Genomic DNA, 24,938 nt, shown 5'->3' with positions numbered 1-24,938 from the left:
CCACCCTCAGTACGCCCCGCGGCCGTCGGCGACGGCGCGCACGGTACGGGCGAGGAGTCCCAGGTCGGCGGCGACCGACCAGTTGTCGACATACCAGAGATCGAGCGAGACGGTCTCCTGCCAGGTCAGATCGGAGCGGCCGCTCACCTGCCACAGGCCCGTCAGTCCCGGCTTCACGGCGAGCCGGCGGTGCTCCCGCTCGTCGTAGCGCGAGGCCTCCTCCGGCAGCGGCGGCCTCGGGCCCACCAGCGACATGTGCCCCAGCAACACGTTGACCAGCTGCGGGAGTTCATCGAGCGAGGTCCGCCGCAGCAGCCGCCCGACCGGCGTCACCCGAGGGTCGCCGCGCATCTTGAACAGCGGTCCGTCAACCTCATTGCTCGCGGCGAGCTGCGCCTTGAGGCTCTCCGCGTCCGCCACCATCGTGCGGAACTTCCACATGGTGAACGGCCGGTTGTGCTGCCCCTGTCGGACCTGCCGATGGAAGACCGGCCCCCGCGAGGACAGCCGGACGCTCAGTGCCACCGCCAGCAACAGGGGCGCCAGGATCAGCAGCCCGAACAGGGCCCCCGTGCGGTCCAGCACGTTCTTCAGCACCGCCTGCGGCCCCCCGCGCAGCGGTGGTGCGACGTGCAGCAGGGTGAGCCCGGCCGCGGTGGCGGGGCGTACCCGCTCGGCCGCCACCCCGGTCAGCTCCGAGACCACGGACAGGGCGACGCCCCCCTCGTGCAGCCCCCAGCCGAGCCGGCGCAGCCGGTCCCCGGTCAGCTGGGGCCCGGGGGCCACCAGCACCAGGTCCGCCGCGTGGGCGTAGACCCCGCCGAGCACCGTCGTCACGTCGTCGTCGGCCGGGCAGGACGCGAGGCGCCCCGGCACCTGCACACCGTCCAGCTCCAGCCGGGCGGTGCCAACGGGTATCGCGGCGACCAGGCGATAGCCGTGGTCCGTACCGGAGTTGAGCCGCTCGGCCGCCCGGCCCACGGCCGGGGCCTCGCCGACCAGCAGCACCCTGCGGGCCCGGTGGCCCCGTCGTCCGGAGCGCTGCCACCGGCGCAGCCCCGCCCCCGCCGTGGCGATGAGCAGCCCCGGCGCCACGGCCACGACGGCCGTGGCCGGGTCGACCGGGCTCCCCGCCGCCGTGTGCAGGACGGCCAGCAGGCCGATGAGCACGAGCCAGTCCCCGACCGGGCCGAGCGCGTCGCCGGGCCCGGTCCCCGGCTGGTCCGTGTACCGCCCCCGGGCGCCGCGCAGCCCGGCCCAGACCAGCCCCGCCACCACGGCGGCCGCCACCGGGCGCGGCTGGTCGCCGGCGCGCAGCAGCAGCCAGGCAGGACCGGCCAGGCCCAGCAGGTCGGTCAGCGCGGCGAGGGCCGGGCCGGCGGCCGGTTTCCGCCGGGCCGGCGCCCGGCCGGCCGGGTCGCGCTGTGCTGTCGGGGCCCTCCACAGCTGTTCCAGGGCCGCCGTGCGGTTCCGGGACGCGGCGGTGCGAGGGCGTGGCGCGCCCCGGAGCCCCACCGGCCCGGTCAGGTCGGTATCAGGTATTTCGACATGCCCCATGAACCCCCCAGTCACAGTCGCACCCCCACAAACGGGACGCATCCGCCGATCCCATGGACTGACGGATGCGCCCTCGCTCGGTGCACGATATCCACACACGTGCCATTTCGCTGGAGTTCCCGTGAAGTTCAGACGGCTCGTTCCAGACGCCGTTGATCGGCCGGAACCATCCGATGTCGCCTTGTGGGTACGGATGTTAGGGGAGGGGCAGACCGGCAAGCGCTTGTGCCGGGCGGTGCCCGGGAACGACTCGCGGAGCCCCGGCTCCGGTGCGCTCCGGCGGAAACGCGCGAACCCCCTGGTCGGCGGCGTGCCGGGCCAGGAGGTTCGCGGATCGGCCGGCCCGTCCCGAGAGGTGGGGGAGCCGCTACGGGGTCAGGACGCGCCGTCCGTGCGCCTCCTGGTGCGCCGGTGGAGCAACAGCCCAGTGCCAACGAGGGCCACTGCCGCGAGAGTTGCCGACATCACCGTGACCCCGGTGGCGGCCAGGCCGCCGCCGGCGGACGTGGTGACGGCTGAGGTGCCGCCGCTGACCGTGGAGCCGGTGCCACCGGACGCGCCGGAGCCGTCGGCCGTGCCGGTGGAGCCGGAGCCCCCGGTGGTGGAGCCGCCGCCGTGACGGTGGGCGTCGCGGCCGAGGTGCGGGGGCCTAAGTTAATGTCTGTGGGGTTGTCAACAACGGCGCTGTCGGCGGGGGCTGTTGACCCGCGGCGCCGAGGGCGGTGCCGAACCCGGTTCGTAAGCCCGGTTCCTCACCCTCGGGGTCCGCCCTGTCCGAGGCCGGCGCGACCGCGGTGACCTGGGCCGCGCCCGCCGCGGGCCGGGCTCAGCGCACCCCGTCGGGCCGGAACTGCACACTGATGCGCGGTCCGACGGCCCGCGCGGTCTTGGGGATCGCGTGCTCCCACGTGCGCTGGCAGCTGCCGCCCATGACGATCAGGTCGCCGTGCCCGAGCGTCCTGCGGAGGGGAGCGGGGCCCGGATGGCGAGGCCGCAGCGCGAGGTGCCGGGGGGCTCCCAGCGAGAGGATCGCGACCATCGTGTCCTCCGCGCTTCCCCGGCCGATGGTGTCCCCGTGCCAGGCCACCCCGTCCTGCCCGTCCCGGTAGAAGCACAGCCCCGCCGTGGTGAACGGTTCGCCCAGCTCGGCCGCGTAGTGCTCGCCCAGCCCGGCGCGGGCGGCTTCCAGGGCCGGGTGCGGAAGGGGGTCGCGGCGGCCGAAGAAGGCCAGCAGCCGGGGGACCGCCACCACGCGCTCGTACATGACGCGCTGCTCGGCCCGCCAGTCGACCTCGCGGACCAGCGACTCGAACAGGGTGTCCGCGCCCCGGAGCCACTGCGGCAGGACGTCGATCCAGGCCCCGTGTCCCAGGTCGGTACGCCGCAGTCCGCTCAGGGGGGCGGTTTCGACCTCGGTCCCCTGGTCGAAAAGCGAGCTTTGCAGGTGTACGGCCATGAGGAGAGCGTAGCGCTATTCGAGCAGGTGTGCGAATAGCGCCCCCGGGGGCCCGGGTGTGGAGTGCGGGCGGCGCCGACGGGATCAGGCGCCGACGGGATCGGGCGTTGACCGGATCAGGTGCCGACCGGATCGGGCGTCGACCGGATCAGGCGCCGGCCGGGACGGTGGGCGAGCCCTCCGCATGGACGTCAGGCGAGCTCCGACCTGCACGCGCGTTCGGCTACCGTTCCCTCCGTACGAGCGGACGTCTTCACCCCACGCTGTTCTCCGAGGAGTTGCCCCCATGCCGCAGATCACCGTCGACTACTCCGGCACGCTCGCCGCGGCCTTCGACCGTCAGGCCTTCGCGCTCGCCCTGCATCCGATCGTCGCCGCCACCGTCGACGCCCGCCCGGAGGGTTGCAAGACCCGCTTCCGCCGCGTCGACGACTTCGTCATCGGCGACCGGGCAGACGGCCACGCCGTCCTGCACATCGAGATACGCCTGCTCCACGGCCGCACCGACGAGGCCAAGACCCGCCTCGCGGACGCCGTACTCGATCTGATCGCGGCCCGGGTCGAGCCGGCCGACGGCGTGACCCTGCACGCCTCCGTCGAGGTCCCCAACCTGGACGCCGCCTTCCGGAAGCGCTGAACGGGCACCGCGTCGGGGCGGGATGAGTCGAGGGAGGCCGGGTGCGTCGCCCCGGGGATGCCCTGGGCCCCGCTGACCCGGCGGCTGTGGAGCGTGCGGGACGGCGAGGCCGAGCACGGCCTGCTCGTCGACGATCTGCACGACCGCCCGGCCCCGCAGCCGCCAGGCGACGACCCCGGCCTGCTCGTCCGGGGGCGAGTCGCGGGTCACGTCGTCGAGCGGCTCCGCCAGGATGTGCGCCACGTTGTGCGCGGTGCGGGCGGTGGCCCCGATCCCCGACTCGATCGCCGGCCAGTGCCTCTCTGCCAACTGTTCACGCGCACACACCTGTTGGGCGGCCAGGCGGACGGCCTCGTGGTGGACGGCGTTGGCCGTGTCTGCGCGAACGCGGCCAAGACGGGCTGTGCATCATCGAATGCCGACATATGCCTGTGCGCGGTGTCAACGACATGCGCTCCGCCGTGATAGTGGCACCCGTGTACGCTGGGGAGATGACAGAGAATGCCGCTGCATCGGTCGGCGCCCTGGTCACCGGAGCCGAGATCGCTCGGTTGGCCGGTGTCACCCGGGCGGCAGTCTCCAATTGGCGTCGGCGCTATGACGACTTCCCCGCGCCGGGGGGAGGCGCCGCCAACAGCCCGCTCTTCTCGCTCGTCGAGGTCCAGGCCTGGCTGGACAAGCAGCGCAAGGGCCAGGAGATCTCGCCCGAGGTCGAGCTGTGGCAGGCGCTGCGGTCCGTCTACGGAGAACAGCTGGTCGCGGGCCTGGCGGAGGTGGCCGCCGCTTTGACCGGGAACCCCTCACCCGGCCTGCCCGACGAGGTGATGGACCGAGTGCGGCGCCTGGCCGGGAGTGAAGCGCCCGTCGACCTGGTCAACGGCCTGACCGAGCGGTTCGTGGACTCGGCGCGGCGGGCGGGATCGGACCAGGTGACCCCTGAACGCATCGTGCGGGCCGTGAGCCACTTCGCCCCCGCACTCCCCGCGGACGCGACGGTCTTCGACCCCGCCTGCGGCATCGGACTGCTGTTCCTGGCGGTCGCCTCGGGGACCGACGCGCGCTGCTGCGGTCAGGAGTCGGATGCCGACAGCGCTCGTTTCGCCCAGCTCCGTGCCGATCTCCTGGAGTGCGGCCGGGTCACCGTCGTGGCAGGGGATTCCCTGCGCGCCGACGCGTGGCCCGACCTCAGGGCCGATCTCGTGGTCTGCGATCCGCCGGCCGGCGTCACCGAGTGGGGGCGGGAGGAGCTGCTGCTCGACGCCCGCTGGGAGCTGGGCACACCGTCCAAGGCCGAGGGCGAGCTGGCGTGGCTGCAACACGCTTACGCGCATACCGTTCCGGGCGGCCACGTCCTGATGGTCATGCCGGCCTCGGTGGCCTACCGCAAGGCGGGGCGTCGCATCCGGGCGGAGCTCGTACGCCGCGGCATTCTGCGTCAAGTGGTCGCCCTGCCACCGGGAGTGGCGACCTCGCACTCCCTGCCTGTGCACATCTGGTGCCTCAGACGTCCCCACGGCACCGAGGACGCGGACGCCCGGCAGGCCGTGCGCATGGTCGACCTGACGGGCAACGGCCCGGACGACGGCCTGGACCCTGGCCCGGACCAGGTCGCGGAAGTGCCCTTGATCGAACTTCTCGACGACACCGTCGATCTCACCCCCGGCACGCACCTGCGGCCCCGTCACCGCGACTTCCCCGAGGAGTACGCGACCCTGCGCGAGGAAGTGGAGAAACGAATCACCCGACTGGTCGCCCTCCTGCCCGAGTTGGCCGAGGGCGGTGAGCCGGGATCGCTGGACGGCGCGACCACGAGCATCGCCGACCTCGCCCGGGCCGGGCTGGTCGGCTACGAGGACTCGGAGCCCGTCTCGGCGAGTGACCAGCTCGACACGGACTACTTGCGGGGGTTTCTCCGCAGCTCCGCGAACACCCGTCGCTCCACGAGTGCCAGCGGGACCCACCGCCTCGACACGCGGGGCGCGCGTCTGCCCAGGATGGGCATCGAGGAGCAGCGCCGCTACGGCTCCGCCTTCCGCTCCCTGTCCGCGTTCGAGCAGGACGCGCGCGAGATCGGCGAGCTGAGCAGACGGCTCGCCGATCTCGCACGGGACGGTCTGGCCACCGGTGGACTGGTGCCCGAGGACTGAGTGGTCGCGCGGGGCCGCGTCCGGGCTCCGCCCCGGCCCGTTCGGGGACCGGTCAGACGGAACGGGGGGCCGGTGCCGGAGACAGGAAGGGGCTCGGCTCCCCGCTCCACGTGACGGACAGGGCCTCGCGGGCGCGCGTGCAGGCGACGAAGAGCAGACAGCGTTCCCGGAGCAGATCGGCCTCGTGCTGCAGCGGGTCCGACTCCCGGGCGGTGACCCCGCGGGCGAACGGTACGGTGCCGTCGCTGACGCCGAGGACCGAGACCGCGCGGAACTCCAGCCCCTTCATCGCATGCATGGTGGCCAGACGAACGCCCCCGGACCCGTGCGGCACCTGGCCCTTGACCCGCACGATAGGTATGCCGGCGGCCCGCAGCTTCTCCTCCGCCGTGTCCAGGGCGAGGTTGAAGCGCGCGCAGACGCCGATCTCGTGCGGCTGGAGCCCTTCGGCGACCCACGACCGGACCCGGTCCACCAGGGCCTCACCCTCGTCCGCGCGCGTGGCGTGCCCCGCCAGCAGCGGACGGCTCCCGCGCAGGAGAGAGCGGTATCCGTCGAGGGAGTCCGTTCCCTCGCCCTCCAGCGCGCCGACCGTGACAGGGGAGAGCAGCCCGGCCGACCAGGTGAGGATCTCCTCGGTGGAGCGGTAGTTGACGCGCAACCGGAAGCTGCGGCCCGACGTGGCGATGCCCAGGGAGCCGAGGGACACCCGGGAGTCGTAGATCCGCTGGTGCGGGTCACCGGTGAGGAACAGGTCGTCGGGGCCCGGGGCGACGGCGGCCCGCAGCACCCGCCACTGCGCGGGATGCAGGTCCTGCGCCTCGTCGACCACGACGTGGGCGTACGGGGCCGGCCCGCCCTCCAGCAGCTCGGCCGCGCGTGAGCAGATCCGCAGGTGAGTGGTTTCTCCCCGGTCGCGCAGCAACTGTTCGAAACGCTCCACCGCGCTCCACACCTCGCGCCGGCGCGCGGGGCCGAGGCCGGTGCCGCGGCCGCGACGGCTCGCGCCGAGGTACGCGTCGAGACCGCGCAGGTCCTGGCCGAGAACGATGTGCCGGTACTCCTGCGCGAGGAACTGCGCGGTGAACGGCAGACCGAGCTGCTTGACCGTCTTCTCCCACAGCTGTCGTTGCTCCCGGTCCCCGATCGGCGTGGGCGTGGTCGCCGACGCCGCCCGGTGGACGCCGTTCGCGAAGGCGTCGACCGTCGTCACGTCCACGCGCGCGAGCGCCTTCCCGTCCTGGTCGAGGAGCAGGCCGAGCATGGAGCGCAGTCCGGCCGCGAGCGCGTTCGTGTACGTGGTCAGCAGGATGCGGCTGTCCGGGGACCGGCCCAGGAGATGCCGTACCCGGTGCAGGGCGGCCACCGTCTTCCCGGTGCCGGGTCCGCCGGTGACCTGGACGGGACCGCCGTACGAGGTGCGGTAGGCGACGCGCCGCTGGGAGGGGTGGAGGAAGACCCGCCAGGCCTCGAAGGGCTTCTCCAGGGCCTCCTCCAGTTCCTGCGGTCCGGTGACCAGGCGGATACGCGCGGTCGTGTTGGCGATCACCGTCGCCAGGTCCTCGACCGGGTCGGCCGGCGCGTCCGCGGGACGGCGGACCGCCACGACGTCCCGGTACACCTCGTCAGGGCTGAAGTTCAGCGCGAGGTACTGGAGGACCTCCAGCTGGTCCTCGGGCAGGAGCGTGGCGAAGGCGTCGAGCTGCTGCTTGTCGACCATGGAGCGGGCGGCGCGCAGGACCTGGTCGTCGATGCCCAGCTCGCGCAGCGTGCCGTCGGACACCTTCGCGAACAGCAGCCGAGGGGCCTGGCGTGCGGCGGTCTCGTACACCGGTGTCAGCTCGTCCAGGGCGACGGCGTTGCGCACCTCCAGCGCCCGGGTCGCGGAGTTCGCGCTGTACAGGCGCTTCGCGGCCCAGGTGTAGGCGTCGTCGTGCGGCAACACGTTGACCAGGAGGAAGACGTCGCTGCCGTCGTCGGGCGCGAGGACGACGCCCCGCCAGAAGTCGGTGATGCGGATGGTCCGCATCCGTCCGTCGCGCGCCTTCTCCACGGACTCCAGATGCAGTCCCTTGTCCGCGTTCAACTCGGCGGGGCTCAGAGCCTGGAACTTGGCCATGGCCTTGCGTACACCGGCGCGAACCGGCTTCTCCAGGGTCTCGTAGCCGTCCCAGAAACTCTGGGCGAAAGCGAGCCGGGGCATGGGGTCCTCCCGTGTGTGCCTGACGGTGGTTCAGGTTCGTGTGCGTGGCGGCGGCGACGGCCGCGCCCCGGCCAGCTGCCCGGCGATGCGCTCCAGCGCTGCCAGGAGCGCCGCCGGTGGAAGCGAGAGGTCGAGGCTGTGCTGGAAGAGCCGGATTCCGGCCCCGCGCACCTCATGGACGCGTACCGGTTCCCGGCCGGCCGCGTAGACGAGGTGTGCCTCGGGCAGCCCGAGGACGGTCGCGTAGGCGAGCGCCTGGTAGAGGTCGGCGTTGAGGAGGCCATCGGCCTTCTCGACCTTGTATTTGGCGTCCACGACGGCGACCGGGGCGCGGCCGTCGCCGCCGCGCACGACGAGGTCCGGACGTATGCCCACGCGTTTGGCGGCGTCGAGGTGGTGGGCGTCCTGCAAGCGGGCGGTCAGTCCGTGCTCCCGCACGGCCTCCCGCAGCCCGACGGTGACGAAGTCCTCGAACAGCTTGTTCATGTCGAGGAGGAAGCCATGGATGGAGAGCGGGTCGGCTCCGGCCGGCCGGTGTTCCGGGGACGTGCCGCGCAGGACGGCCTCGGCCAGTCGCAAGGCCGGCCGGTAGCGGGAGTTGAGGCGCGACGGCTGCCAGAGGGGCAGTTCCCGGCCCCGGACCAGAGGCAGGGCGTCGGCGAGGCGGAGACGTTGGCGGGCGAGGAGCCGCCGCACGGGCGCGGTCACCCCGGGCAGCCGGAGCAGCCGTTCGACGGCGGCACGCAGGATGCGGTTCTCGGCGGTGTCGGCGGTGTACGCGTCGTAACTGATCTCGACCGGCGGTGTCCGGCCGAAGCGCCGCCGGACCTGGTCGGCTTCCCGTATGCGACCACGCACGAACAACGCGGACTCCTCCACGGTCCGGTAGCCCTGGAGAACGCCCTGCCGCAGAGCCACGTCGATCTGTCGCTCCACGGCGTGCGCGAGCGCGGGGACGATGTCCTCGTGGCCCCCGGTGTCGATGTTCCCCTCCTGGCTGTCCCGCCAGGCCCTGGCCGGGTCGAGACTGAATCCGAGCAGGAAGAAGAGCCTGGCCACGGGCGTCTTGGGCATGATGCGCACGACGGGGCCGCCGGGGACGCTTACCGCGCCGACGCTGTTTCCCGCCCGCAGGAGCCAGTGCCCCTCCCGGCCGGGATCGGGGGTGGCGCTCCGCAGAAAGCCGGCGCGGGCGAGGGCCCGGCCGGCCTCGACGGGCAAGGGCACGGAGACGGCGGGGCCGTACTCGCGCAGCGACACCTCCCGCGGGCTCACGGGAGCCTTGCCCGCAGCGCGTCGAGGCCGTAACGGGCGGCGACGTCGAGTCCCTCACCGTAGTGGTGCTCCTCCAGGAGCGGCAGGATCTTCGTACGCCAGGTCCGGCCGAGGCCCCCGTCGCGGTAGACGCCCGGCTTCATCAGATACGACGGGCCGACGGAGAACTCGGGGTCGTCGATGAGGGCGTTGAGCGCGTCCAGGAGGCGGGCGGGTTCGTCGCCCTTGCCCTCGCGCTCCAGCCAGCGCGCCAGAAGACCGGCGGTGGGCTCGGTGCGGGGAGACAGTTCCACGAAGGCGAACCGGCGCCGCATGGCCGCGTCCATCAGGGCGATGGACCGGTCGGCGGTGTTCATGGTGCCGATCACGAAGAGATTGGGCGGCAGCCCGAAGTCGTCCCCCGAGTAGGTGAGCCGGACGGACCGCTCGCGGTATTCGAGCAGGAAGTACAGCTCACCGAAGACCTTCGCGAGGTTGGCGCGGTTCATCTCGTCGATGATCAGGAAGTGGGGGACGTGGGTGTTGCCCTCGCGGGAGGCGAGGTCCGCCAGCTCCCGGAGGGGTCCCGCCGTCAGCCGGAACGCGGCCTCGCGCGTCTCCGGGTCCTCCACGGGCCGGAACCCCTCGAAGAAGTCCTCGTAGGCGTAGGACGGGTGGAACTGGACGATCTTGACCTGTTCCGGGCCGCCGCCGAAGTGCTCCGCCAGCTTCATGGCCAGATAGGTCTTTCCGGTGCCCGGCGGTCCGTACAGCACCATCTGCCGTTCGTCGGCGAGGAGTTCACGCACCTCGTCCAGCCAGGCCCGGTCGTGCACGAGCAGCTTGTCCGCCAGGACGTCCGTCACCTCCGGCAGGACCAGCTCCCTCATCTCGGCGGAGGCCGGCAGGTCGGATGCGCCGTCCTCGTCCGGCCCGGCGGGCCCGGTCAGTGCGTCCAGCGTGTCCAGGACGACGGTCAGGTCGACGATGTCGTGCTGCACGGACAGCTTCTGCTGCACGGCTTCGGGAAGCTCCTCGTACGCCAGACCGTCAGGCCTCCAGGAGGCCGCACGCCGCAGATTCGACAGCCCGCCCGGGGACGCGGTCTGCACGGCCTCCCCGTCGATCCGCCCGAGGTACAACTGCCCTTCGCTTATGGTGGCCACCGTGTCGCCCACCCGCATCTGGGTGAGGAAGCCGTGGAGTTCGTCGACGAGGCCGCGCTTCTGGTTGTACGAGGCGGCGCCCTCGTAGCCGTCCTCCACGAAGCGGCGCAGCGCGCTCTTGGTCGGGTCGCTCTCGTCCAGCGGCGGCAGATGGGCCCCGGAGAGGGAGACGAACCCTCCCTGCAGCCACAGATGCCGCACCAGATTGTGTCCCGACACGTTGGAACCGCGCACCAGCCAGGCCTTCCTCGGCGCCCGCCACCCGGTGGAGAGGTAGTCGGCGAGCGGGTGGCCCTCGGCGGTGCGCCAGGATTCGGGCCCGGAGGCGTCGTATCCGTAGACCAGCCCGGCCGCCGCGGACGAGGAGTTGCACGTGATGTCCCGGGTCGTCACCCAGCGCGGCGGCGCACCCGGCGTGCCGTGCGTCGCCGGGGCGTCGGCGAGGGCGCCACTCGCACGGAGCTCCGCGCGCGACTGGCGCGCGTGGCGGCCCAGGCCCGGCCATGCCTCGGCGGCGACCGACGAGCCCTCGCGCAGCAGGAACTTGTGCGTGCCGTTGCCGCCGAACTCAACCAGGAGGCGGCCGAGCGCCAGTGCTCCGTCCTTGGGGAGTCTGATGTGGAACTCCGGTGCACCGGGGAGGTGTTGGGGTTGCGTCATGAATCACCTTCCGGGGCGGGCCTTGCCGAACACCGCACAGCCTAGCTGTTGACACTGTCAAGCCACTCGTACTGGCCAGTACACAGATTCTACGGATGTGTTGGCGGTGTAAACACACTAGGCTAAGGTGAGGGCACGGCCACGGCACTTCCGGATGGAAGGAGTGCGCGGTCGTGGGGTGGGGGCGGTATGAACGGGGAGTCGGCCATGTCCGAGGCCGAACGGCGTCTGATCGCAGCTGAGTTGCCTGATGTGATCCGGCGACTGCGGAGTTGCGCCTCAAGTGATGGCGTCATCAGCCGGGCGGTTTTCGAGAGGGAGGCCGAGCGGCTCGGGCTCGGCACCGAGGAGCAGCGCCGCAGGCTGCGTACGGGACTGGCTGGCGTCGGCCTTCGTTACCCTGAGCCTGCTGACCACACAGCAGTTCCAGCGGGCCGCGACGACGGCCTGCGCGCTGGAGTACCTCCGCCGCCGCGAACCGGAGCTGGGGCTCGGAGCCGACCCGATCACCGTCGGCCTGTGGGTGGGCGACACCACCACGCCGAACAGCTTCGAGGCGGCCGGGACCGCCTTCGACGAGCAGCGTGAGGCCAGCCACCCCGGGGACGTGTTCATTCTCGATCGCTGCCCCTGGTGCGGCACCCGCATTCTGCCGCCGACCCGGTCCACCGTCCGGTCCGACTACGGGATCAAGGCCGACCCGGACGCCTTCGCCTTCAACTGTGTCCGCGACGCGTGCGCCTTCCACGACGTCCTGCCCGTCGCCGTGGTCGATCAGCACCTGTACGAGCAGCCGCCCACCTTCGTCCTCGGAACGGTCGACAAGTTCGCCCAGCTCGCCTGGCAACCCCTCTCCGGGCGGCTGTTCGGCGCCGGCACCCCCCATCCGCCCCCGTCCCTGATCATCCAGGACGAGCTGCACCTGCTGACCGGGCCGCTCGGCACCACCGTGGGGCTGTACGAGGCGGCCATCCTCGAACTGTGCACCGGGCCGGACGGTCGCCCGCCGAAGATCGTCGCGGCGACGGCCACCATCCGCCGCTCGGCCGAGCAGGTCCGCGCGCTGCACCACCAGGACGTCCAGCTGTTCCCCCCGCCCGGCCTCGACGCCGACGACAGCTTCTTCGCCGTTCCGGACACCGGCCGGCCGGGCCGCCTCTACCTCGGTGTGATGGCGCAGGGCCACACCGCGGGCCGCGGGGCCGTCGCCACCACGGCCGCCATGCTGCAAGGCGTGCACCAACTGCCGGAGGAGCACCGGGACGACTACTGGACGCTCGTCGCCTACCACCACAGCCTGAGGGAACTCGGCAGGACCGTCACCGCGGCGGGCGACGACATTCCCGCCCAGCTCCGCGCACTCGACGAGGGCGCGGGCGTCCGCCCGCTCGGCAGCGGTGACGTCCAGCAGCTGGACAGCACGGTCGCCCGCGCCGATCAGCCGATCCTCCTCGACCGGCTGGAGAAGCCCTGGAAGGATTCCCAGGCCATCTCCTTCCTGCCGTGCACCAACATGCTCTCCGTGGGCGTCGACGTGAAGCGGCTCGCCTACATGCTCATGCAGGGCCAGCCCAAGACCACCGCCGAATACATCCAGGCCACCAGCCGCGTGGGCCGCCACCACGTGCCCGGACTCGTCCTCACCTACTTCAACGCCACCCGCCCGCGCGACCGTTCCCACTACGAGACCTTCATCGACTACCACCGTGCGCTCTACCGGTACGTCGAACCCGCCAGCGTCACCCCTTGGTCCGTACCGGCCCGCCGCCGGGCCCTGCACGCCGCGCTCGTCATCCTGGTCCGCCACCGGATCGGTCTGGCCGCCGAGAACCGGGCCGGACACATCACCGGCCACCGGAAGGAGGCCGAGAGCATCGCCGACGCTCTCGCCGGACGGGCGGCGATCGCCGAGAGCGGAGCCACGGGACGCGCCGCGGACGCGCTGCGTGCCGACGTCCGCACCGAACTCGGATATCTGCTGGACGACTGGTACCGGCAGGCCGCGCTGGCCGGGGCGGAGGGCAAGGACCTCTACTACCGAGGCCAGGGCAAGGGCCACTACAACCTGCTCAAGGGGTTCGAGCAGCGCTACGGCCTGTGGGAGACCCTCAACTCGATGCGCAGCGTCGACCGGGAGTGCCAGATCACCGTGACGGGAGCGGGAAAGTGAAGCGTAAACTCCGGGTCCGCCAGGCGCAGACCGTACTGCCGTTCGGCGTCGGAGCCGTCCTCGACGTCCAGGGCGAGTCCTTCGTGGCCGCCGGCATCGGAAGCTGGCCGGGGACCAAGACCGCCGTGGCATCCGAGCGCCTCGCCACCCGCCTCGGTGTCACCGGCTTCTTCGCGGCCCCCCACACCCTCAACGACCGGTACGACGATGCCGACCACCCCGGCGTCCCCTATGTCCGCTTCCCCGGCTGGCTGTTCTGCGGATCCTGCCGGACCATGGTCCGTTTCCTGCGTGCGGATGAGAAGCCCGGCGAACCACCCGTCTGCGCGTCGTGCGCCGCCGCTCCCCGGCTCACTCCGATGCGCTTCGTCCGCATCTGCCCGGACGGACACCTGGACGACATCGACTGGTGGTACTGGGCCCACTCCGGCCTCACCCCCGAACAGCGGGCCGGGTGCTCCGAGGGGCAACGGGCGTGGCAGGCCCGACGGCTGGCCTTCCGTGTCGCCGACCGCGCCTCCGGCCTCGAAGCGCTCACGGTGAGCTGCGGAGCGATCGGAGCGACCGGCCGTACCTGTGGCGCGGAGCGCGACCTCCTCGACCTCCTGGGGCCGCAGGCCGGCCGCTGCTCCGGCCGCAACCCCTGGCAGCGCTGGGACGAACGCGCCCCCTGCGGCCAGCAGGTCCACAACGTCCAGCGCACCGCCGGCAACGTCTACTACCCGGTCGTGTACTCGGCGCTCGACATCCCGCGGTCCGCCGAACCCCCGCGCGCCGAACGCGACGCGGTGGAGTCCGTCCTCGGGCACGGACTCTGGACCGTCTTCCTCGGCGCGCTGGGCACGGACCGGGAAGAGGTGTTCCGCACGATGATCAGGAGCGACACCGAGGCGCCCGACATCCTCATCGACCAGCTGGCAGCCGAGGCGACGGGTGCGCCGGCGTCGTCGGCGGCCCCCCGACCGGGTCCCTCGAAGCTCGACCTGAGCCGCGACGAGTGGTACGCCTTCGACGCCGACCAGCTCCCCGAAGCCACGGAGGAGTTCGCCGTACGCCGCGGTGGCCTCGGCCTCGACGGCGAGACCGAGGAGCCCTGGTCCACCCTCGACGCCCACGTCGGCGGAGTGGTCCTCGTCGACCGCCTCCGCGAGGTGCGCGCCCTCACCGGGTTCCGCCGTCACTCGGTGAACGGCACGCTCGTTCCCGCCGACACCGGCGCACGGCTGCGCTGGCTGCCGGCGACCGAGGTGTACGGCGAGGGCATCGTCCTCACCCTCGGCGAGCAGCGCCTCACCGACTGGGAGAACGACCCCCGCGTCCGGGCCCATGTGCACGGGGTCCGCGCGGACCTCGACGCCTCCTTCCGCGACGAACAGCTCGCCGAGACCGTCGGGAAGGAACTCTCCCCACGCTTCCTTCTCCTGCACACACTGGCCCACCTGCTCATCCGCCAGCTCTCCTTCGACTCCGGATACACCACCGCGAGCCTGCGCGAACGGGTCTACGGCCGTCCCGAGTACGGCCAGCGGGGGCTGCTGATCTACACGGCCGCCGGCGACGCCGAAGGCACCCTGGGAGGCTTGGTCCGGCAGGGCGAGAAGCCGCACTTCCCGGAGACGCTGATCCGGATGCTGGAAGCGGCGGCCTGGTGCTCCGCCGACCCCTTGTGCGCGGAGCACACGGGCCAGGGATTCGGGAACCTCAACAGGGCCGCCTGCCACGCCTGCACCCTGCTGCCCGAGACGAGCTGCCAGACCGGGAACACCCTCCTGGACCGTGCCCTGCTCGTCGGTTCGGCCCGCGTACCCGGCTACTTCGCCGACGTCCTCACCGCGAGCCGCGAGTACGCGGCCGCCACGGCTCTGGGAGGACGCCCGTGAACCACGGCCCCGGGACGAAGCCCGTGACCGACGGCCCCGGGACGAAGGCCATGGCCACCGGCCCGGCCCCCGTCCTCCATCCGGACCTCACCCAGGCCCAGCGTGACTGCCTCGACGCACTGCCGCTGGCGGGCCACCACGTGGTGAGCGGCCCGCCCGGCAGCGGCAAGAGCCTGCTCGCCGCACACCGCACGGTCCACCTGGCCCTCACCGGCCGCCCGACGCTCCTCCTGTCGCGCTCCAACCTGCTCCGCCAGCTTCTGGACGGCACGCTCCAGGGCCTCACCGTCCCCGGCGTCCCCGCGGTCGCGGCCACCGTCCACAGCTGGATCCAACGCCACTTCGGGCGGGACGCCCGGAGCAACGAAGACGGCTGGTTCGACTGGCCGGCTCTCATCAACCGGGCGGCCGACACCTTCAGGAACGACGATCCGGCCACGCCGCACCTCGTCGTCGACGAGGGGCAGGACCTGCCTCCCGACTTCTACCGACTGGCCCGCCTCCTGGGCACCACGGTCTCCGTCTTCGCCGACGAGTGTCAGCGCCTCACCGAGACGCACTCCACGCTCACCGAGATCACCACCGCCCTCGGCCGGGCCACACGCCACGTCGAGGTCGCCGGGAACCACCGCAACACCCGTGAGATCTTCGCCCTGGCCGAACACTTCCGCACCGGCGGCCCCCTCCCGGAGCCGCCCGGGCGCAGGGGAAAACTCCCCCTCGTCCGCCAGTACACCGGCCCCCAGGCCGTCGTCGACGACATTGTCACCCTGGCCGCCCGGCGACCCGGGCACCGCATCGGCGTGATCGTCGCCTCCGCGCGCACCGGGGCCGACCTCATGGGACGCCTGGAGCGCGCCGGGCTCGCCCAGGAGCCGCAGTTGTACAGCTCGATGGCCGTCTCCGGTCGCTACCGGGACCTCGACCTCGCCCGTCCCGGTGTCGTCCTGGTCCACCGGGCCAGCGCCAAGGGCCTGGACTTCGACGCCGTCTTCATCCCCGACGCCGAGTCCGACGCGGCGTGCGACCCCACGGCCGCCGCCCTCCGCATGACCTACTACGTCATGATCACCCGCGCCCGCGAGGAGGTCGTCCTGGGCTGGCAGGGAGGTCGGCCGCCCCGTCACCTGGAGCAGATGGGCGGGCTCGTCGGAACGGGGTGAAGGCCGGCCACCGCCGCGGGGGCCGGCCCTGCCTCACCGCCGGGACGGCAGGACGAGCGCGTCGGCTCCGGGGTCGGTTCCTGCCACCATCTGCCCCCGGCCCTGCGCGCCCAGCCGCCCGAGCAGCACGAGCCGCGCGTCCTGAGCGGCCTGGTCGCCGCGTCCCACGGCACCGCGCAGGCCGTCTCGGGCCTCGATGACCTCCTTGCGCAGAGTGGCGGGGTAGGCGCCCTGTTCGGCGAGGCGGATGGTGTAGAGCGCGGTACGGACCGCCGGGTCGATCCCGCTCAGGAGGTCGTCCACCTCTTCCGTGCTCGACAGCATCGCCTCGGTGTCCATCGCCTCACGTGCGTCCCTGACGGCCTCGGCCCCACGTCGCAGATCCTTCAGGAGCGGCGGCGGCAGCAGTCCGCGTCCGCCCTCGGAGAAGATCCCGGCTCCGGCCTGAGCGCTGCGAGCCCGCCGGCACAGCTCCAGGGTCTCGCGGGCGGAGTCCAGCAGCCCGTCGAAGGAACGGCCCACGCTCTCGCCTCGGCCGAGGGCCGCGAGGTCGGCCGAGATCTCGCCGAGCGCGTCGTGTTCGGCGTGGGTCAGCTCATGCTCCCAGGTCTTCAGGAATTCGGCGTAGTCGTTCCGGAGCGTGGCAGCCCTACGGCCCACGGCGATGAGCGTATGGCGCTGGAGGCGGGCGCTGCGCAGGTCACCGGATCCGATGCGGTACCGCAGATCGACGGTCCGGTCGGCGTCGAGCCGCACTTCCAGGGCGAGCGGCACATCGCCGCGGAGACCGTCCGGGTGCTCGTCGAGGTAGCTACCGCAGAACTCGTTGCGCTGGGCGGACCTCGAATGAGGCCCTTCCCAGAGGGTGAACGACACCGAGCTGCCGTGGGCGCCACGGACCATGAGGTGGTCGATCCGCTCCCAGGGGGTCGGGTACGGGGTGCCTCCGGGGAAGAGGACCTCCATGCTGTGGTCGGCCAGTTGGATGCCGATGTCCTGGGCGGTGATCTGCTGGGGGAGGGCCGTGCCGAAGTCGCCGTCGCAGAACGAGCAGGCGCTGAGGCCGGGGGCGTTGACCATGGAGCAGCCGGGGCACTTCAGCCCGCCCGTGTCGAGCTGGGCGTCGCAGTCGAGGCAGACGGCGGCGGTGGCCGGGTTGTCGTCACGGCCGCATTCCCCGCACTCGGCGAGGGCGGTGGCCGGGGCGTCCGCGCGCAGCCCGGACAGGTCCGTGGCGCACACCGGGCAGGCGGAGGTGAGCTCGGGGGCGGGTACGTGACAGCCCGGGCAGTCGACCGTGGCCGGGCCGAGCAGGGTGGTGGCACAGTCCGGGCACGCGTCGGAGCCCACGGGGATGCTCTCGGCGCCACAGTTTCCGGACGGGCAGTCGAGCGTGTCGAGGAGGCCGGCCTCCACCGCCGCGCCGTGGGCGACGGCCGTCATGGGGTCGATCGCGTCCGACACCCTTTCCTCGCCGAAGACGTCGTGGAGGCCGCGCCGGACGGCGGGAATGAACGTGGACCCGCCGACCAGGAGGACCCGTTGGACGTCCTCGGGAGTCGCGCTGTACTCGTTCAGCACGGTCCTGACGGTCTCGCGCATCCTTGTCAGGTGCTTGGCGAGAAGTTCCTCGAAGTCGGCGCGGTGCACCGCTCCGGACCAGGATCCGCCCTGGCGGCCGAGCGGGGAGAGGACCACGTCGGAGAAGTCCTGCGCGGACAGTTCGACCTTCGCGCGCTCGGCCGCGTTCCGGATGCGGAAGGCGTCGCCGTCACCGTCGTGATCCCGGCCGTCGAACCGCTCCCGCAGGTGACCGTCGAGCAGCGCGTCGAAGTCGGCACCTCCGAGCAGGTTGTCCCCGCCCAGTGCGGCCACCGAGAAGTAGCCGGGGCCGAGCGCCAGGAGGGACACGTCGAAGGTGCCGCCGCCCAGGTCGAAGACGAGCAGGTTGGCATGGTCCTTGAGGCCGTCCTCGCCCGGCCGGACGCCGAAGGCGTGTGCGGCGGCGGTCGGTTCCTGCACGATCCGCGACACATGGAACCCGGCGAGCCGCCCCGCTTCGCGCACCGCGTCGAACTGCGGCTCGGCGAAGTACGCGGGCACAGTGATCACCGCGCGCCGGAACGGCACCCCCGCCGTGTCCTCGGCGTCCTTCCTCAGCCGGCGGAGCAGAATCGCGGAGACCTGGACGGGGGAGAGGTAGTGCGCGCCGAGCCGGATCTCCACCGACCCGTCGGAGCCCTCCCGGACGGGCGGGGCGTCCTGGGGCCGCGAAGCCAGTGCCTGCTTGACCAACTCGTCGTCCCAGCGCCGCCCGATCAGCCGCTTGACCTCAGTGATCACGGCACGGGGGTCGCCCTTACGCCAGTTGAGTGCCTCCTGTCCGACGAGCAGAGCGCCGGTGGCGTCGATCCCGACGGCCGACGGAGTGGACCGGCCTCCGTCACGGTTGGGCAGGACGACCGGAACGCCGTCACGCATCCAGGCCGTGACGGAGTTGGTGGTGCCGAGGTCGATACCGAGTGTCCGGTGCATGCTGGGCGCTTCCTGATTGTCGGGTGAGGCGAAGGCGTACGGCTTACAGGTCAGCCGCGGCGGGAACGGCGGCGTGGGGCCGACGGCTTGCGGGGCAGGCGCCGCTGGGACCGCGTCGTACGCCGGGGCTGGGCCCGGCCACCTCCGGCCGGGGGTACGGAAGCCGGTTCCGGTACGGGCGTGGGTGCGGGGTCCGGTGCGGGCCCCGGCACCGAGACGACCACCTGCGCGGGCCGCAGAGTGGCGGAACCGAGCCGGAAGCCGGTGACCCTCTCGTGCAGCACGGTCCCCTCCGGACGGGTGGGATGCGGTTCCGTGCCGATGACTCGCATCTCGGCGGGGTCGGCCGGCCTGCCCAAGACGTCCATCGGGCTGACGTCGTTGCGGGCGAACTCGCCGCGCAGCATCAGCTGGGCCGCCTCGACCTGTTCCCCCAGCGCCAGGGCGGCCGACGCCGTCTCGCGGGCGGTCCGCGCCGTGTGCAGGGCGTCGGCCCGCCGGCGGGTGTCGGCCAGCAGGTCGTCCAGCGGCAGCAGCGAGCCCAGCAGGGTGTGCAACCGGGCCTCGGCCTCGTCGCGCTTGGCGGACAGGGCTGCGACCCTGCGCCGCAGCTTGTCGAGCTCGGACGGCGGGCCGTCGGCGGAGGCGGTGGGACCGGGGCCGGTCACGGGCACTCCTCGGTGTGGTGACGGGGCAGGGGCGGCGTGAGCATCTCGGCGATGAGCGCGGCCACGGGGGTATGGGAGTTCCGATCGGCCTGGCGGACCAGTTCGCGCCGGACCGGGTCCTGTCGGCCCGCGGCGGCAACAGCGCGGCCGGCCTGTCCGCGCAGGGTCAGGGGCGTGCTTCCCAGTGGCGTGCCGGGCAGGAGTTCGTGGAGCGTCGGCCCGACCCAGGGGAGCGGTGGAGGTCCGGAGTCCGTGGTCATCGGGGAGGGTCTGCCGGTGGTCAAAAGAGGGTGTCCTGTTCGTCGGGGGCCCGCCGGGGCCTAAGGGGAGCGGGGCCGGGGCCGAAGAGGAAGCCCTGGGCAGGCAGCCCGGCGCCGACCCGCTTCGCGCAGGCGTGATCGCGCAGCGCCCCGCCGGGATCGCCCGCACGCTCGCGGGTGCGGGCACGGTCCCGATAGGCGGCTTCGACGATCTGGTCGAAGCGGGCGCTGACCCCGGTCGGCATCCGGTCCCGCAGGAACAGCTGGATGACGTCGGTCGGGGTGCCGGTGGTCTCCAGGTGCTCGGCGAGGTCGAGGAGAGCCGTTTCGAGGTCCTCACCGAAGAGGTCCGGGTGCTGGGGTGTGACCGCCGAGGCCGTGTGCAGCAGTTCGACGCGGCGTTCCAGGTCGGCGCGGGTGCCGGAGTCGGAGCGCCGGGCCGCGACGACCAGAAGATCCGAGAGCAGCTCGTCCACTCCCGGCCCGCCGCGCGACCGGGCCGGCTCGCCGTACCGGAGGCTCTCGCGGACGGCGCTCAGCGCCTCGTCCCCGCACCCGCGAGCGCCGGCGGCCACCGCCTGATCCCGGTAGTGGTCTCCCAGCCATGACCGTGCCTCCGCACAGCCCGGTTCCCGCGCGAGCAGATCCAGGACCTCGTCGACGGACAGCTCGCCCCCCGTGTGCGTACCGTCGAGGACCTTGACCAGGTCCGCTCTCAGGTGGCGGTCGAGGCCCGCGCGGGCGTCCGGGTCCCCGGCTGTCACCTCCAGGGCACGCGCGAAGACGCTCCGGCTTCGGGCCGGGTCGGAGAGGGCTCTTCTCTGGCCCTCCGCCACGAGTACGGCGGTGAGTTCGGCGGCCAGCGTGGCGTCCCCGGGCAGCAGACGGTGGGCCTGTTCGAGACCGGCGATCCGTACGGCCGGGGAGTCGCCGTGCCCGGTCCGGCTCCGGCCGATGTTCTTCCCCGCCTCATGGACGGCCGCCCGTTCGTCTGCCACGAGCGTGTGCCCGAGCCATACTGCCGCGTCGAGTTCGGCGAGCGCCTCGCTCCACTCGCCGGCCAGCACCAGTTCCCTCCCGCGGTTCGCGATCGCCCGGGCCAGCGGAGCGGTGAGCGCGTCATGGCCAGGCACAGCGGCCGGCCACCCGTCGGCCTCTGGGTGGCGGGCCCCATAGGCGGCCAGGAAGTCCGCGCCCCGGTGGTAGTCGACGAGATACCAGGCGGCTTCTTCGAGAGAGATCAGGGCATGCGGTCCGGCGTCCGTGGGAACGTCGGCGAAGATGACCGTAGCGTCCTTGCACTCGGCCTCCCAGGCCGTGCTCCAGGCGGAGAGGACGTCCCGCCCGGCCCGTACGTCCAAGGCGTGCAACAGGTCGGAGACGCGCCCGCGCAGCTGCCCGAGGCCCTGCTCCCACAGGGCGTCGGGCACGGGTGCGCCTCGCCGTTCGGTGAGCAGCGCGCGGAAGCCGCCAGGGTCCTCCGCGTTCAGGAGGTATGCCCACAGCACGACCACGATCGCCGCGACACCGGCATCGGTGTGCCGCCCCTCGCGCGCCAGCTCACGGAGTGCGCTGACGGCGAGCGAGTGAACGACCCCGGCCTTGGCCCTTGCAGGTTCGTCCGGACACAGCCGGACCGCTTCGGGCCAGTTGCCCGCCCGTCCGGCCAGTGCGCCGAGGAGAGCGTCGTACCGCACGGCGGCCGGGAAGGCGTCAGGTGCCCCGAACTCGGTGCGGAGCCGCTGCAGAAGCGGTCGTACGACGTCGAACTCGGCGCGCAGGAAAGCCTGCTCGGCGGCATCCAGCAGGGAGTCCGCCGTGATGGCCCGGTCGGCTCCACCGGTCTCCTCCATCAGCACGCGCTGCCGCCCCCTTGATCCCCCATGTACGGAAGGCCACCGTATGGAGGCGTGTTGGCGGTGTCAACGCGACTGATACGAGGTCATGGATCTTGGCGTGAAGTCGCCTTGAGATGACGCGTTCGGCCGGTCCGGACGGTGACTCCGCGCCGGAGGCGTCAACAGGGCCCGGACGGTCTTGCCGCTGGGCGGATACGGAACGGTCTCCCAGCTCTCGGCGAGCGCGGCGACGAGGGCGAGCCCGTACCCGGAGGCGGGGAGCAGGCCTGATGGCGCCCCTCCCGCGCCCGGCGCCGGGGGCAGGAAGGGGAGCCGGTCGCCCCGGGCGTCGGTGACCTCCGTGCGGAGCGCACCGGCCACCAGGTCGAAGTCGAGCGCGAGCCGGAAGTCGCGCGGCCCCGCACGCATCCGTGGACCACCGGGTTGGCGGCCAGCTCGGCACGCTCCGTGAGATCCGGCGGTGCGTCCCAGGAGCGCAGCGCCGAGACGGTGAGCAGCCGGAAAGGGGCAGCGGATGAGCATCTCCGAGGAGGAGGGGCGGCCGGGGCGGCCGAGGCCCGGACGGTGTCGGCGGGGAGGGGAGCGCGAACCCCACCCGTCGGACGGTCTGCGCACGTTCGGCGCGGTCGTCCACGGGTTACGTGAACACACCGGGATCAGCCGTGCGGAGCTGGCGGACATCGTCCGGTTCTCCAAGCACACGGTGGAGTCCGTCGAGCTGGGCCGCCGCATGCCGGACGAGGGCTTCGTCGAGCGTGCGGAGTCGGCCCTCGGCAACACGGGCGCGCTGCGGCGGGCCGCCCCCACCTCAGCCGCGGCGAGGTCGTCTTCGCCGCCTGGTTCCGGCGCTGGGCCCGGCTGGAGCGGGAGGCGGTGAGCCTGACCACGTACGAGTGCCGACTGGTGCCGGGACTGTTGCAGTCGGAGGGGTACGCGCGGGCGGTGTTTCGGCAACGGCATCCCGCTGCTGACGGATGGGCAGACCGAGACCCAGCTGGCCGCACGGATGGCGCGGCAGAGCATGCTGCGGGAGCGGCCGACCGTACCGTTCGGCTTCATCGTGGAGGAGTCGGTGTTCCGGCGCAGGCTAGGTGGGGCGCAGGTGCAGGCGGGCATGTCGGGCCACGTGCTTGAGCTGACGGAGCCGCACAACGTGATCCTCCCAGTGGTGCCGTTGGAGCTGGAGTTCCACGCGCGCCTGGACGGGCCGGCGCAGCTTCTGGAGACTCCGGAGGGCCAGCGACTCGGCTACTCCGAAGGGCAGCAGAACGGGCGGCCCACCACCGACCTGAAGGAGGTGCGCCTGCTCTGTCAGCGCTGTGAATCACTGCGCTCGCAGGCTCTGAACCCCAAGGAATCCCGGGGCCTGCTGAAGCGCTTGCGAGGAGAGCTGTGAGCAGCGGCACGACGGGACTCGCCTGGTTCAAGTCCAGCTACAGCGGCACCCAGGGCGACAGCTGCGTGGAGGTCGCGATGGCCGAACAGGCCGTTCAGGTACGGGACTCGAAGAACCTGGCCCGTCCGGCCTTCGAGGTGGGGCGCGCGGAGTGGGCACCCTTCGTGCGGTTCGTCGCGGGGGACTGACCGACCGGTGTGCCGCTGTTGGCCCCGCGCTTACAGCGGCGCACCGCCCGTCCCTCAGGTGAGCGTGTTGCGCAGGTGCGGGCCCAGGTAGCCGACGTAGACCTTCCCCGACCGGGGCCCGTCCTCGTAGAAGTGGAGGCGCGGGGCGACGGTGTTGCCCCCGCCGATCTTCAAGTGGGCCTGCATGAAGACCTTGCCGTTCGGGTCGACCGCCCGGGGCACGGGAAGCATGCGCTCGCCGCGCAGTTTTCCGTTCTTGGCGACGGCGTCGGACTCCCGCATGGCCACCTTGGCGGCGGGGAAGGGGAAGTCGCCGGACGCCTCGGACTTGCACCAGCTCAGGAAGTCACCGGCGGCTTGGCCCTCGGCCGAGGCCTGAGCAAAGCGGTTGAGGGCCAGGAGGCCGTCCCAGGCCACGGACAGCCAGTTGTCCACCGACTGGCTGTCGAGCCCCCGGGTGGTCTTGGCGTTGCCCGTGAACGCGATGAAGGGAAGATCCTTCAGCCGGTCGAGCAGATCGGCGAAGGTCTCCGGATAGGTGATGGCCGGAGCGTCGGCCGCGCCGTAGGCCGTGGCGAACTGTCCGGCCTCTTCGAGACGTTCGCGCAGGAAGCGGATGAGCCGCTGGGACTCCTGGAACTTGTCGTACAGCTCCTCGTTCTCACCCCGCAGCTCGTCGCTTCCCCGCTCCGCGTTTCCGAGTTCCACGTACAGATCGTTGATCTCCTTGACGCGCACCGCCTCCGCCTGTTCCGCCTCGCCCAGGAGGGAGACCAACGCGGTGTTCTCGCTCCGGAGCTGGGTGATGTCCGTGCCGGCCGGGCTCGGCCGAAGGCGCATCCGCTGGAGCGAAACGCTCAGCAGTGCGGGGGGCAGCAGGTGGCGCGAGGAGATCCGTTGCGGGAGAACGGCGAGGATCGCGGCTGCCCGGTGGACGCCGGCCTCGATCGTCCGGCGGGACATCACGGGATGCCGCTGGGAGTCCGGCTTCCAGGCCGGATCGAGGCCCGGCAGGTAGGTGCGGACGCCCCCGCCGAACACGGGGTGGTACTCCAGCGCGGCGTTGAAGGCTGTCTGCGCCCCCGGTGTGAGGACGTACAGCACGGCCAGGCCGTGGAGATTGCGGAACAGCGGTTCGACGACCGAGCGCGACCAGTCGTCCGGGTTCTTGCCGTACGGCACGGTGGCGATGACGACCGGCAACCGGCGGTTGGCGTCGCAGAGTTCTTCGACCAGGTCGTCGACCTCGTCGGCTTCGATGAAGGCCGGCGAGGTAGTGACGTCGGCCTGGCCGTCACGCGCTTCGAGCGCATCGAGGAGGGACCGGGCGATGCCCGGGGTGTTGGCGCGGGTGGGGAACTCGTCGGCCCGGGCGGGCTGGTGCTCGATGTCGACCTGCACCCAGGTGCGGCCCTCGTCCTCGGGGAGCCCGGAGCGCACGATGAGCGTCGACTGCCAGGTGCCGGAGGTGGCGGAGCGCGTCTCGCGCATGCGCCACCGGCTGTGCGCGCCGTTCCTGCCCGATTCGGAGTCGCGGTCGAGGGTCGCGTGGGCCGCGAGCTCGGTCCGTCCGTCGTCAAGCCCGGACGGATCGTACCGCTTGGACTTGAGCCATTCGACTAACTCCCGCTCGGCTATCGCGCAGGTTTCCACGTAGTCCGATTCGGTCGACACCACCATGCGGTATCCGCGTGGTTCCATAGGTGGTCCTTTCCCAGAGATGTGCGACGTGAGGTGGT

At 72.2% G+C, this 24,938-nt stretch carries 18 protein-coding genes and 1 pseudogene; 8 read left to right on the top strand and 11 right to left on the bottom strand.

Annotation, left to right across the window (positions count from 1 at the left end):
• Positions 1-6 precede the first annotated feature (6 nt).
• Complete coding sequence (locus ACH4KB_RS12250) at positions 7-1,557, bottom strand: sugar transferase (protein WP_398065885.1); 1,551 nt, start codon at positions 1,555-1,557, stop codon at positions 7-9.
• 478 nt (positions 1,558-2,035) lie between these two features.
• On the opposite strand from ACH4KB_RS12250, the gene ACH4KB_RS12245 reads away from it, so the two are divergent.
• A complete protein-coding gene (locus ACH4KB_RS12245) occupies positions 2,036-2,176 on the top strand; it encodes a hypothetical protein (RefSeq protein ID WP_398065884.1) in 141 nt (46 codons plus the stop codon).
• Between the two features lie 207 nt (positions 2,177-2,383).
• Here the strand turns inward: ACH4KB_RS12245 and ACH4KB_RS12240 are convergent, their stop codons facing one another.
• The gene (locus ACH4KB_RS12240; RefSeq protein ID WP_398065883.1) at positions 2,384-3,013 is read right to left on the bottom strand and encodes an alpha-ketoglutarate-dependent dioxygenase AlkB; all 630 of its coding nucleotides are present in this window, start codon (positions 3,011-3,013) and stop codon (positions 2,384-2,386) included.
• A 286-nt stretch (positions 3,014-3,299) separates the two neighbouring features.
• On the opposite strand from ACH4KB_RS12240, the gene ACH4KB_RS12235 reads away from it, so the two are divergent.
• On the top strand, positions 3,300-3,650 hold the full coding sequence (locus tag ACH4KB_RS12235) for a 5-carboxymethyl-2-hydroxymuconate Delta-isomerase (protein ID WP_398065882.1): 351 nt from the start codon (positions 3,300-3,302) through the stop codon (positions 3,648-3,650).
• 491 nt (positions 3,651-4,141) lie between these two features.
• Complete coding sequence (locus ACH4KB_RS12230) at positions 4,142-5,797, top strand: N-6 DNA methylase (RefSeq protein ID WP_398065881.1); 1,656 nt, start codon at positions 4,142-4,144, stop codon at positions 5,795-5,797.
• A 52-nt stretch (positions 5,798-5,849) separates the two neighbouring features.
• On the opposite strand, the gene ACH4KB_RS12225 is transcribed toward ACH4KB_RS12230, so the two are convergent.
• The 3 genes from ACH4KB_RS12225 to ACH4KB_RS12215 are packed head-to-tail and all read right to left on the bottom strand — an operon-like array spanning position 5,850 to position 11,080.
• Positions 5,850-8,000, bottom strand: coding sequence for a UvrD-helicase domain-containing protein (locus ACH4KB_RS12225; protein WP_398065880.1), 2,151 nt, complete (start codon positions 7,998-8,000; stop codon positions 5,850-5,852).
• Positions 8,001-8,030: 30 nt separating this feature from the next.
• Positions 8,031-9,275: an McrC family protein gene (locus tag ACH4KB_RS12220; RefSeq protein ID WP_398065879.1), complete on the bottom strand. Its 1,245-nt coding sequence runs from the start codon at positions 9,273-9,275 to the stop codon at positions 8,031-8,033.
• Positions 9,272-11,080 (bottom strand): AAA family ATPase, encoded by a 1,809-nt coding sequence (locus ACH4KB_RS12215; protein WP_398065878.1) that lies wholly within the window; start codon positions 11,078-11,080, stop codon positions 9,272-9,274. The genes ACH4KB_RS12220 and ACH4KB_RS12215 overlap by 4 nt, the downstream gene beginning before the upstream one ends.
• Before the next feature lie 286 nt (positions 11,081-11,366).
• Here ACH4KB_RS12215 and ACH4KB_RS12210 point away from each other — a divergent pair, with 286 nt between their 5' ends.
• From ACH4KB_RS12210 to ACH4KB_RS12200, 3 genes are read left to right on the top strand one after another with little or no spacing between them, the layout of a single operon-like run.
• A complete protein-coding gene (locus ACH4KB_RS12210; RefSeq protein WP_398065877.1) occupies positions 11,367-13,250 on the top strand; it encodes a helicase-related protein in 1,884 nt (627 codons plus the stop codon).
• On the top strand, positions 13,247-15,130 hold the full coding sequence (drmB, locus tag ACH4KB_RS12205; protein ID WP_398065876.1) for a DrmB family protein: 1,884 nt from the start codon (positions 13,247-13,249) through the stop codon (positions 15,128-15,130). Before ACH4KB_RS12210 ends, drmB begins: the two co-directional genes overlap by 4 nt.
• On the top strand, positions 15,127-16,293 hold the full coding sequence (locus ACH4KB_RS12200) for a hypothetical protein (protein ID WP_398065875.1): 1,167 nt from the start codon (positions 15,127-15,129) through the stop codon (positions 16,291-16,293). The genes drmB and ACH4KB_RS12200 overlap by 4 nt, the downstream gene beginning before the upstream one ends.
• 33 nt (positions 16,294-16,326) lie before the next feature.
• Here ACH4KB_RS12200 and ACH4KB_RS12195 read toward each other — a convergent pair whose 3' ends face one another.
• The 5 genes from ACH4KB_RS12195 to ACH4KB_RS12175 form a co-directional block, all read right to left on the bottom strand.
• Positions 16,327-18,828: an Hsp70 family protein gene (locus ACH4KB_RS12195; RefSeq protein ID WP_398065874.1), complete on the bottom strand. Its 2,502-nt coding sequence runs from the start codon at positions 18,826-18,828 to the stop codon at positions 16,327-16,329.
• Between the two features lie 50 nt (positions 18,829-18,878).
• The gene (locus ACH4KB_RS12190; protein WP_398065873.1) at positions 18,879-19,496 is read right to left on the bottom strand and encodes a nucleotide exchange factor GrpE; all 618 of its coding nucleotides are present in this window, start codon (positions 19,494-19,496) and stop codon (positions 18,879-18,881) included.
• Complete coding sequence (locus ACH4KB_RS12185) at positions 19,493-19,756, bottom strand: hypothetical protein (RefSeq protein ID WP_398065872.1); 264 nt, start codon at positions 19,754-19,756, stop codon at positions 19,493-19,495. The genes ACH4KB_RS12190 and ACH4KB_RS12185 overlap by 4 nt, the downstream gene beginning before the upstream one ends.
• A gap of 20 nt (positions 19,757-19,776) precedes the next feature.
• A complete protein-coding gene (locus ACH4KB_RS12180; RefSeq protein WP_398065871.1) occupies positions 19,777-21,615 on the bottom strand; it encodes a hypothetical protein in 1,839 nt (612 codons plus the stop codon).
• 63 nt (positions 21,616-21,678) lie between these two features.
• On the bottom strand, positions 21,679-22,023 hold the full coding sequence (locus tag ACH4KB_RS12175) for an ATP-binding protein (RefSeq protein WP_398065870.1): 345 nt from the start codon (positions 22,021-22,023) through the stop codon (positions 21,679-21,681).
• Between the two features lie 156 nt (positions 22,024-22,179).
• On the opposite strand from ACH4KB_RS12175, the pseudogene ACH4KB_RS12170 reads away from it, so the two are divergent.
• A pseudogene (locus ACH4KB_RS12170) lies at positions 22,180-23,011 on the top strand (helix-turn-helix domain-containing protein).
• A complete protein-coding gene (locus tag ACH4KB_RS12165; RefSeq protein WP_398065869.1) occupies positions 23,008-23,199 on the top strand; it encodes a DUF397 domain-containing protein in 192 nt (63 codons plus the stop codon). Before ACH4KB_RS12170 ends, ACH4KB_RS12165 begins: the two are co-directional and overlap by 4 nt.
• Positions 23,200-23,253: 54 nt before the next feature.
• Here ACH4KB_RS12165 and ACH4KB_RS12160 read toward each other — a convergent pair whose 3' ends face one another.
• The gene (locus ACH4KB_RS12160; RefSeq protein ID WP_398065868.1) at positions 23,254-24,900 is read right to left on the bottom strand and encodes a hypothetical protein; all 1,647 of its coding nucleotides are present in this window, start codon (positions 24,898-24,900) and stop codon (positions 23,254-23,256) included.
• Positions 24,901-24,938: the final 38 nt, after the last annotated feature.

Source organism: Streptomyces sp. NPDC017520, assembly GCF_044329855.1.
In the GTDB taxonomy this organism is placed as follows: Bacteria; Actinomycetota; Actinomycetes; order Streptomycetales; family Streptomycetaceae; genus Streptomyces.
The sequence above is the reverse complement of the archived record's forward strand: the minus strand, read 5'-3'. Positions and strand labels throughout refer to the sequence as shown.